Raw genomic sequence first — 9200 nt, forward strand, 5'->3', positions numbered from 1 at the left:
CTATTCGCCAGCAGGCTGGCTCCCACATTTGAACTGTGTTCGCAGGACAAATGTGGGAGCCAGCCTGCTGGCGATGGAGCCTCTTAAAGCACCACAAGGTTGACTGTGGAACCACAGCAGCACAGTCTCCCTGCTCCAGTTTTCACAAAGGAAACAGTCAATGCCCCTCGTTACGATTGACGGACAACCCCTTCACTTCATCGATCAAGGCACCGGTCCCGCCGTGCTGCTCGCCGGCAGCTACCTCTGGGACCAGGCCATGTGGGCGCCGCAGATCGCCGCGCTGTCGCAGCAATACCGGGTCATCGCCCTGGACCTGTGGGGGCACGGTGAATCAGGCCCGCTACCCGAAGGCACGCAATCGCTGGATGACATTGCCCGCCAGGCACTGGCGTTGCTCGATCATCTGGACATCGACCGGGTCACGTTGGTCGGTCTGTCGGTTGGTGGCATGTGGGGGGTGCGTCTGGCGCTGTCAGTTCCGCAACGAATCAACGGCCTGGTGCTGATGGACACCTACGTCGGCGTCGAACCGGAACCGACCCGCCAGTATTATTTCTCACTGTTCAAACAGATCGAAGACACCGGCGTGATTGCCCCGCAGTTGCTCGACATCGTCGTGCCGATCTTCTTCCGTCCGGGCATCGATGCGCAGTCGGCGCTGTATCAGGATTTCCGCGCGAAACTGGCTGCGCTGCCGCCGGAGCGCCTGCGTCAAAGCATTGTGCCGATGGGCCGGATCACGTTTGGTCGGGATGATCTGTTGCCGCGTCTGGGCGAGTTGAAGGCTGACGCCACGCTGGTGATGTGTGGCGATCAGGACAAGCCGCGACCGCCGTCGGAGGCGCAGGAAATGGCCGGGTTGATTGGTTGCCCGTGTGTGCTGGTGCCGGAAGCGGGGCATATCTCCAATCTGGAGAATCCGTCGTTTGTGACTGAGGCTTTGCTGAAGTTTCTGGCTGAGAGAAATTAGTTGTTTTGACTGGCCCCATCGCGAGCAGGCTCGCTCCCACAGGAGAATGCATTCCAATGTGGGAGCGAGCCTGCTCGCGATGGGGCCAATGAGCTCACTAAACCTCTGAAAGAAACTACTTCGGCCCTAGAATTTTCACCAACTTGTCCGGCGAAGGCGCGCCTTGCTGTTGTTGCAGTTCACCCTTGTCGTCCATGTAGAAAATCGCCGGCGTGGCCTGCAGTTCCAGGTCTTCCATCAACTGCATGTTCGCCGCCAGTTTCGCCTGAATCGCTGGCGGTACTTCTTTCAGTGCTTTGAGCGTACTGGCCTTGCCGGCACCTTCGTGGTCTTGCAGGGCTTTTTGCGGATCCTTCGCGGCCAGCAATGCCGCGGATTTCCCCGGACTGTCTTCACGAATGATGCCGACCATGATGTGCCGCAACTGCACCTTGCCGGCCTTCACCCATGGCCGCGCCTGTTCCCAAAACAGGTTGCAGTAAGGGCAGTTCGGATCGCTGAACAGGTACACCACGCGCGGTGCGTCCTTGTTGCCATCACCGATCCAGTTGCTGGCTTCCATCTTGCCCCAGATCTCCTTGGCCATTGGCGCGTAAACCAGTTTCTGCAAGGGCGCACTGCTCAGGTCATTGCCCTCGGCGTCGTATAAATTGCCCAGCAACACATGCTTGCCATCCGGCGTCAGGTACAGCGCCATGCCGCGGTTCTGGTACTGCGCCGCGTAACCGCGCAAGCCATCGGGGGCATCGAACTGACCGACGATTTTCGCGCCCTTGGCTTCGATCTTCTTGATCGCCTCGGGCAGTTCTTCGGCAGCCTGTACCGACGGCAGGTGCAGCAGGGCAGCGCCCAGGGTCAGCGTCAGCAGATGGCGGAGGCGGGGCATGGCAGTTTCCTTGAAGAAGTGGAAGGTGTGGCCGGATTAGGGGTGTCAAAGTTTTCCAGGGCGCGGGCCAGGCTGGCGTCCGACAACTCGCCCAGATGACTGCCCAGCAGGCGACCGTCAGGGCTATAGAACAGCGTAGTCGGCAATGCCATCGAACCGACCGCCTGACCCAATCGACCGCCGCCGTCGAACAGCACGTTGGACAGGCTCAGGCCCTGGGTTTCCAGAAAGGTGCTGACACTTTGCATGCTTTCCGCCTGATTGACGAACAGGAAGGTCAGGTCCGGACGATGTTGCTGGGCGTTTTCCAGCACCGGCATTTCCCGGCGGCACGGCGGGCACCAGGTGGCCCAGAGATTGATCACCAGAGGCCCGCCCTTGTAGTCGGCCAGTTTCACGGTTTCACCGGCGGCATTGCGCAGGGTGATGTCCGGCAGGCGCGTGCCTTGCTCATAAATACTCAGGGAGAACGTCGCGAGCAGCCAGAAGGCCAAACCACTGGCTACGCCAAAGCCCAGCGGGCGACGCAAACCCGGGCGACGCCAGCCTCGATACACCGCGGCAAGCAATAGAGCGATCACACCCGGCCAGGCGAGAAAGCCACCGTCGCGCAGGTCGATGACTTGCCACGGATCGTCACGATAATGCTTCCAGTAGAGCGCGACGAAACTGATTCGAGCCGCCAGCATGCCCACCAGGAACAGGCTGAACAGCGCTGACTCGGGGTTTTCGCCGCCACGCTTGGCCGCCCGCCAGCCGACAAACGTCGCCAGCGCCAGGGCACTGATCAGCAGCAGGTGGTTAAGCGCGATGGCAAACGTGCCGAGGGTAAAAGTCAGCATTAACGGGCGTCTCGGGTGGTGGTCCAGCGTTGCAGGAAGGTGTCGGCATCGACCTCGCCGGTGATGCGCTGGCTGCGACGTTCTTCGCCGTCGGCGCCGATCCACAGAAAACTCGGTGGTCCCGGCACTTTATAACGGCCGAGCAGTTCACGGCTGGCGGCATTGTCGGCGGTGACGTCGAGCCGTAGCAAGCGCACGTCGTTCAAGGCGTCAAGCACGCGGGGTTGGCCGAACACCTGTTTTTCCATGACCTTGCACGACACGCACCAGTCGGCGTAGTAGTCCAGCAGCACCCATTGCCCCTGAGCTTTTGCCGCGTCAAGTTCCCGTTGCAGTGCGGCCGGGTCCTTGATCGTGGTGAAGGCATCGTGGCCAACCGGGCGGACGAGATTGCTCGCATTGGCGGTGCTATAGACCTGTAGCGGTTTCAACAGGTCATCACTGCCACCCGCCGCACCGATCATCAACAGGCTGCCCCACACGCCGAGCAACAATGAGCTGGCACCGAACAGATGCGCGACACGCCCGAAACCTTCCGACTGTTTCCAGGCGCTGTAGGCGGCAATCAGCAACAACGCACCGCACAGGCCGACCCACAACGATTCATCCAGCACCGGCCGCAGCATCAGCAACGCGGTGGCGAGGAACAGGAAGCCGAACACGCCTTTGAGCAGGTTCATCCAGGCGCCGGGTTTGGGCAGGAAGCGATTGCCGACCGTCACCAGCAACAGCAGCGGCACACCAATGCCGATGCCCATGGCGAACAGAATCAACCCGCCGTGGAGCGCGTTGCCGCTTTGCGCGATGTAGAGCAGGGCGCCCGCCAGCGGCGCGGTCATGCACGGACCGACCAACAGGCCGGACAGCGCGCCCAGCACACCCGCGCCGATCAGGCTGCCACCGCGTTGATTACGCGACACGTTCTCCAGCCGATCCCGCACCGCCACCGGCAGTTGCAACTCGAAGAAACCGAACATCGGCAGCGCCAGCAACACAAACACGGCGGCGAAACTGCCCAGCAACCATGGGTTTTGCAGCAGCGCCTGCAAGTTTGCGCCGAGCAGCGCCGCCAGAACGCCCATCGCCGCGTACACCAGCGCCATGCTCACGACGTAGCTGGCAGCCAAGGCAAATCCACGTTTGGGCGTAGCGCCACTGCCGACGATCAAACCGGCGAGAATCGGTAGCATCGGCAATGTGCAAGGGGTGAAGGCCAGCAGCAGGCCCAGACCGAAGAACACCAGCAAGCTCCAGCCCAGTGCCCGTTGTTGCAGGCCGCTGGCCAGGGCTTGATCTGGCGCTTCATTGGCCGCCGAAGTGACAGCGCTGCCACCCAGATCCACGACCTGGGTTTGTGGCGGATAACACAGCCCGGCATCGGCACACCCCTGGAAGCCGACCTTGATCTGGCCGGTCGCGCCCGCCGGAATCTTCAGTTCCAGGCCCTGGCGATAAACCTGTTGTTCGCCGAAGAATTCATCACTGTGAGACTCGCCTTCGGGTAACACAGGATGCAGCTCGGCGGGCAACCCATCGAACTTCAGGCGTTTCTGATAAAGGTAGTAACCGTCGGTGATCTGCCAATAGAGCTGTGTTTCACCTGATTCGAGGCGCTCGGAGGTGAAGACAAACGCCTTTTCCACCGGCAGGAATTCAGGTTTGGTTTCGAACGGATTGGTCCCTGCCTGGGCCACACCCGAGATCAAGAGAACAAAAAACAAAAACAGACGACGCATGGGTAAGCCTTATCCCTTTGCAAGTGAGGTGCACAATGGGAGGCGGCGATTAACCGATGATTAACCGCGATAACCTTGTGGACGTGGCGCTTGCGGCATAATGTCCGCTTAATCGGCCACCGGCCTAATCAGCTTTTTTCAACAGGGTTGACCATGCACGTACTGGTTTGCGAAGACGACGAGCTGATCGCCAGCGGGATTGTCGCCGGTCTCACCGCTCAAGGCCTGACGGTCGAGCACGTGGCCACGGCTTCGGCTGCCCGCGCCATGCTCAAGGTCGCCGAGTTCGACGTCATGGTGCTCGACCTCGGCCTGCCCGACGAGGACGGCCTGAAGCTGTTGCAGCAGCTTCGCCACAACGGTCTGGAAATCCCGGTGCTGATTCTCACCGCGCGAGATTCGGTCACCGATCGTGTCGACGGCCTGCAAGCGGGGGCCGATGATTACCTGCTCAAGCCATTCGACTTGCGCGAACTCGCCGCACGCCTGCACACGCTGTTGCGACGGGTGGCGGGGCGCAGCGTCAACCTGATCGAGCATGGCGCCCTGACCTACGACCCGAGCAGCCGCGAAACCACGCTCGCCGGCCAACCGGTGGACCTTTCCCGTCGCGAACAGTCGCTGTTACAAGCGCTGTTGCACAACCGTGGCCGGGTGCTGTCGACCGAGCAGTTGAAAGACAGCGTCTACGGTTTCAACGACGAGCTGGAAAGCAACGCCCTCAACGTGCATATCCATCACCTGCGGCGCAAACTCGGTAATGGCATTGTTGAGACCGTGCGCGGCCTGGGCTATCGCCTGGGGCCGGCCGATGGCGCAGAGGAATTGAAAAAGTGATGAGCCTGCGTTTGCGCCTGAGCCTCACCTTGGGTGCCGCATTTGCGCTGATCTGGGCCCTGGCAGCGGCCTGGATGCTCAGCGACCTGCGCAACCAGATGATGTTTTCCCTCGACCAGCGACTGGTGGCGTCGGCGCGCATGGTCGCCGGCCTGATGGAGCAATTGCCCGCCTTGCCGACCAAGGGCGAGGGCACCCATTTCAGCGCGGAACAACTGAACATTCCGGGCGGCATGGCGTGTCAGGTCAGCTCGCTGCGCGGCGAAATCCTGGCCCGCAGTCACACCGATCCGCAGCAAACTCTGGAGGCCGAGAAAATGGGCTTCCACGATCAGATGATCGACGGTGCGCCGTGGCGCAGTTTCACCCTGGCCCGTGGCGATCTGCGCATTACCACAGCGGATCGGCAGATCGAGCGCGAAGCGTTGAACATGTCGATTTTGCTGGCGGCATCGGTGCCGGTGGGCGTGGCATTGCTCGGTTGCCTGTGCCTGCTGTGGCTTGGCATCGGCCAGGGTTTGGCGCCGCTGAACCGCATGCGCGATGCCTTGATGCGCCGCAGTGCCGACTCGCTGGAACCCTTGCAGATCCAGCCGCTGCCCAGCGAATTGCAACCGTTGCTGGATACCCAGAACCAATTGTTTCAGCGCATCGGCAAGACCATCGAGCGCGAACGCCGGCTGACCGGTGACGCGGCCCACGAACTGCGCAGCCCGTTGACGGCGATCAAGACTCACCTGCAAGTGGCACGCATGACCGATGGCGCGGCACGGGATCAATCCCTGGCCCGGGCGGAAGAGGGCGCCGACCGTCTGCACCGTACCCTTGAGCAACTGTTGTTGCTGGCGCGGGTCGAGGGCAGCCTGTCGTTCGACGACGGTGTGCAATGCAGCGCCGAGCAAGTGGCGAAACTGGCGATTCAGGATGCCGCCAGCGGTGATCGTCAGCGGATCAAATTCAAGTTGCCGCCGAAGCTCTCTCACGCACCGGTGCAAATGCCCGCCGTACTGTCGATTGCCGCGCTGCGAAACCTGCTGGACAACGCCCTGCGCCATACCCCGAACGACGGACCGGTGGAACTGAGTCTGGAGACCACCGGCAGCCGTGTGCAGTTCGTGGTGCGCGACCATGGCCCGGGCATTGCCGAAGACGATCTGCAACACCTGACCCAACGCTTCTGGCGCAATGGCCAGAGCACCGGCTGCGGTCTGGGGTTGGCGATTGTCCAGGCGATTGTTCAGCGTTGTGGCTGCACGCTGCATTTCGACAGCCGACCGGATGGCTTGCGGGTTGAGCTGACCATGCCGCTGCAACCGGTCTGAGCACACCACAGGGAGGTTGTGTTGCACATCAAATGTAACGTCTCTCCATTGGCATTCCGACGACCACCAACGCTATCGTCCCCGGCAGCTTTTTCTCAATGGATTGAGGTCACAGCGCTATGGATGCACCCCTGTACATCTGCAAGGCAACCCCTGCCGACGCCGGTATCATCAGCCGGATCGTCGAGCGTTCCATCCGCGTCGGTTGTGCGCTCGACCACCGCAACAACCCGCAAACCGTCGCCATCTGGACTCACAACAAAACCATCGAACACATTCAACCGTGGCTGACTGACCAACGGCTGTACCTGAACATTGCCCTGTTGCAGGACAAACCGGTCGGCGTTGCGATGGCGGCGATCAGCGGCAAGCTCGCGTTCTGTTACGTGCAACCGGAATGGTTTCGCCGGGGTGCCGGGCAAGCGCTGGTGCGCGATCTCGAAGGCTGGCTGATCGATAACGGTCTGGCTCAAGTCAGACTCAACAGCACCCGAACCAGCGAAGCCTTTTACCGTCATCTGGGTTATCAGCCCTGTGCTGAAACGTTCACCGTCGCCGGACTCCATGCCATCCCCATGCACAAGGCGCTGACGCCACCTTCATAAAAGCTGATCAAGGGTCTAAATCCTCGGTGCGCCGAAGCGTTTCCAGAACAGGAAAACCTTATTGAGGGGTCGAGAGATGTCAGTCGCTACCAGCCTTATGGAAGATCAGTCGGCCCGGATCGCTCCGGCGCCGGCCGAAACGCTTTATCAGTTCAACGAATCGCCATTGCTCGCGCGCCAGAACCAGCAGGAATCGAATGCCCGCAGCTACCCGCGCCGCATTCCCCTGGCCCTGAAGCGTGCCAAGGGCATTTATGTCGAAGACGTTGAAGGCCGCAGTTTCATTGACTGCCTGGCCGGCGCCGGGACGTTGGCCCTGGGGCATAACCATCCGGTGGTGATCGAAGCGATCCGGCAAGTGCTGACCGATGAACTGCCGCTGCACACCCTCGACCTGACCACCCCGGTCAAGGACCAGTTTGTCCAGGACCTGTTCGGTCTGCTGCCGCCGGCGCTCGCCGCTGAAGCAAAGATCCAGTTCTGCGGCCCGACCGGCACCGACGCCGTGGAAGCCGCGCTGAAGCTGGTGCGCACCGCCACCGGGCGCAGCACCGTATTGTCGTTCCAGGGCGCTTATCACGGCATGAGCCAGGGCGCGTTGAGCCTGATGGGCAGCCTGGGGCCGAAAAAGCCCTTGGGCGCATTGCTCAGTAGTGGCGTGCAGTTCATGCCGTACCCCTACGATTACCGTTGCCCGTTCGGCCTCGGTGGTGCACAAGGCGTGCAGGTCAACCTGAACTACCTGGAAAACCTGCTGAACGATCCCGAGGCCGGCGTGCAATTGCCGGCCGCTGTGATTGTCGAAGCCGTTCAGGGCGAGGGCGGGGTGATCCCGGCCGATCTCGATTGGTTGCGCGGACTGCGACGTATCACTGAAAAGGCGGGCGTGGCGCTGATCGTCGACGAAATCCAGAGCGGTTTCGCCCGCACCGGCAAGATGTTCGCCTTCGAGCACGCCGGGATCATTCCGGACGTGGTGGTGATGTCCAAAGCCATCGGCGGCAGCCTGCCGCTGGCGGTGGTGGTGTATCGCGACTGGCTCGACACCTGGTTGCCGGGCGCGCATGCCGGGACCTTCCGTGGCAACCAAATGGCCATGGCGGCGGGCTCTGCGGTGATGCGTTATCTGGTTGAGCACAAGGTCTGCGAACACGCTGCGGCCATGGGCGAGCGCTTGAGCGAACACCTGCGCATTCTTCAGCGGGATTTCCCGCAATTGGGTGATATTCGCGGTCGTGGCTTGATGCTGGGTGTCGAGCTGGTTGACCCGACTGGCGCGCCGGATGCGCAAGGTCATCCACCGATCTTCGCTCGTCTGGCGCCACTGGTGCAGCGTGAATGCCTGAAACGTGGACTGATTCTGGAGTTGGGTGGCCGTCATGGTGGCGTGGTGCGTTTCCTGCCGCCGCTGGTGATTACCGCTGCGGAAATTGATCGGGTGGCGGAGATTTTTGGTCGGGCCATGGCCGCCGCCACCGCCAGCCTCTAAATTTTCCGGGTCCCGGAACGTTCTTTCTACATAACGGCTGCGCACGCAGTGCAGCGAACCTAACAGCGATGGAGAGACACCATGACGTCAGTATTCGACCGCGAGGACATCCTCTTTCAGGTCGTGGTCAACCACGAAGAGCAATACTCGATCTGGCCCGACTACAAAGCGGTACCTGAAGGCTGGCGCACCGTGGGCAAGAGCGGGCTGAAGAAGGAATGCCTGGCTTACATCGAAGAAACCTGGACGGACATGCGTCCGTTGAGCTTGCGCAAGAAGATGGAAGAGCAGGCTGCGGCTCACTAAAGATTCGCGCAAAGAAAAGCCCGCTGGACCGGTAAGGTCAGCGGGCTTTTTTTGCTTTGTACGTTGTGTTGGCTGGAGGCGTGTTTTCTGAGCAAGCCTCGATCCCTGTGGGAGCGGCGGTGCGGCGATCCGACTTGCCCGCGATGGCGGCCTGACAGCCGACATGTTCTTGCGGATGTACCCGGACCCCCTGTGGGAGCTGGC

The 9200-nt window shown here is 61.4% G+C and carries 9 protein-coding genes; 6 read left to right on the forward strand and 3 right to left on the reverse strand.

Going from position 1 to position 9200, the window contains the following annotated elements; translation table 11 throughout:
• The first annotated feature begins 160 nt into the window (after positions 1 to 160).
• The gene (locus tag Q7W83_RS06935; protein ID WP_150632193.1) at positions 161 to 973 is read left to right on the forward strand and encodes an alpha/beta fold hydrolase; all 813 of its coding nucleotides are present in this window, start codon (positions 161 to 163) and stop codon (positions 971 to 973) included.
• Between the two features lie 115 nt (positions 974 to 1088).
• Here Q7W83_RS06935 and dsbG read toward each other — a convergent pair whose 3' ends face one another.
• The 3 genes from dsbG to dsbD are packed head-to-tail and all read right to left on the reverse strand — an operon-like array spanning position 1089 to position 4437.
• A complete protein-coding gene (gene dsbG / locus Q7W83_RS06940) occupies positions 1089 to 1859 on the reverse strand; it encodes a thiol:disulfide interchange protein DsbG (protein WP_150632192.1) in 771 nt (256 codons plus the stop codon).
• Positions 1835 to 2701: a TlpA disulfide reductase family protein gene (locus tag Q7W83_RS06945; protein ID WP_150632191.1), complete on the reverse strand. Its 867-nt coding sequence runs from the start codon at positions 2699 to 2701 to the stop codon at positions 1835 to 1837. The genes dsbG and Q7W83_RS06945 overlap by 25 nt, the downstream gene beginning before the upstream one ends.
• Positions 2701 to 4437: a protein-disulfide reductase DsbD gene (gene dsbD, locus Q7W83_RS06950; RefSeq protein ID WP_473655830.1), complete on the reverse strand. Its 1737-nt coding sequence runs from the start codon at positions 4435 to 4437 to the stop codon at positions 2701 to 2703. The genes Q7W83_RS06945 and dsbD overlap by 1 nt, the downstream gene beginning before the upstream one ends.
• Positions 4438 to 4590: 153 nt before the next feature.
• Here dsbD and Q7W83_RS06955 point away from each other — a divergent pair, with 153 nt between their 5' ends.
• From Q7W83_RS06955 to Q7W83_RS06975, 5 genes are all read left to right on the forward strand, one after another.
• Entirely contained in the window at positions 4591 to 5274 is a 684-nt protein-coding gene (locus Q7W83_RS06955) for a response regulator (protein WP_017339966.1), read from the forward strand.
• Positions 5271 to 6596: an ATP-binding protein gene (locus Q7W83_RS06960; RefSeq protein ID WP_150635811.1), complete on the forward strand. Its 1326-nt coding sequence runs from the start codon at positions 5271 to 5273 to the stop codon at positions 6594 to 6596. The genes Q7W83_RS06955 and Q7W83_RS06960 overlap by 4 nt, the downstream gene beginning before the upstream one ends.
• Positions 6597 to 6715: 119 nt before the next feature.
• Positions 6716 to 7201, forward strand: a complete 486-nt coding sequence (locus Q7W83_RS06965; protein ID WP_150635809.1) for a GNAT family N-acetyltransferase — start codon at positions 6716 to 6718, stop codon at positions 7199 to 7201.
• 76 nt (positions 7202 to 7277) lie between these two features.
• Complete coding sequence (locus Q7W83_RS06970; RefSeq protein ID WP_473655831.1) at positions 7278 to 8690, forward strand: diaminobutyrate--2-oxoglutarate transaminase; 1413 nt, start codon at positions 7278 to 7280, stop codon at positions 8688 to 8690.
• A gap of 81 nt (positions 8691 to 8771) precedes the next feature.
• Positions 8772 to 8996 carry an MbtH family protein gene (locus Q7W83_RS06975; protein WP_150632186.1) on the forward strand — a complete coding sequence of 75 codons (225 nt, stop codon included), beginning with the start codon at positions 8772 to 8774 and terminating at the stop codon, positions 8994 to 8996.
• The last annotated feature ends 204 nt before the right edge of the window (positions 8997 to 9200 follow it).

It is taken from the genome of Pseudomonas sp. 300, from assembly GCF_055803035.1.

Excerpts from the sequence above, each read along its gene's own strand:
- Q7W83_RS06975 (WP_150632186.1), top strand. The coding sequence starts at position 8,772 with ATGACGTCAGTATTCGACCGCGAGGACATCCTCTTTCAGGTCGTGGTC.
- Q7W83_RS06935 (WP_150632193.1), top strand. The coding sequence starts at position 161 with ATGCCCCTCGTTACGATTGACGGACAACCCCTTCACTTCATCGATCAA.
- Q7W83_RS06970 (WP_473655831.1), top strand. The coding sequence starts at position 7,278 with ATGTCAGTCGCTACCAGCCTTATGGAAGATCAGTCGGCCCGGATCGCT.
- Q7W83_RS06955 (WP_017339966.1), top strand. The coding sequence starts at position 4,591 with ATGCACGTACTGGTTTGCGAAGACGACGAGCTGATCGCCAGCGGGATT.
- Q7W83_RS06945 (WP_150632191.1), bottom strand. The coding sequence starts at position 2,701 with ATGCTGACTTTTACCCTCGGCACGTTTGCCATCGCGCTTAACCACCTG.
- dsbD (WP_473655830.1), bottom strand. The coding sequence starts at position 4,437 with ATGCGTCGTCTGTTTTTGTTTTTTGTTCTCTTGATCTCGGGTGTGGCC.
- dsbG (WP_150632192.1), bottom strand. The coding sequence starts at position 1,859 with ATGCCCCGCCTCCGCCATCTGCTGACGCTGACCCTGGGCGCTGCCCTG.
- Q7W83_RS06965 (WP_150635809.1), top strand. The coding sequence starts at position 6,716 with ATGGATGCACCCCTGTACATCTGCAAGGCAACCCCTGCCGACGCCGGT.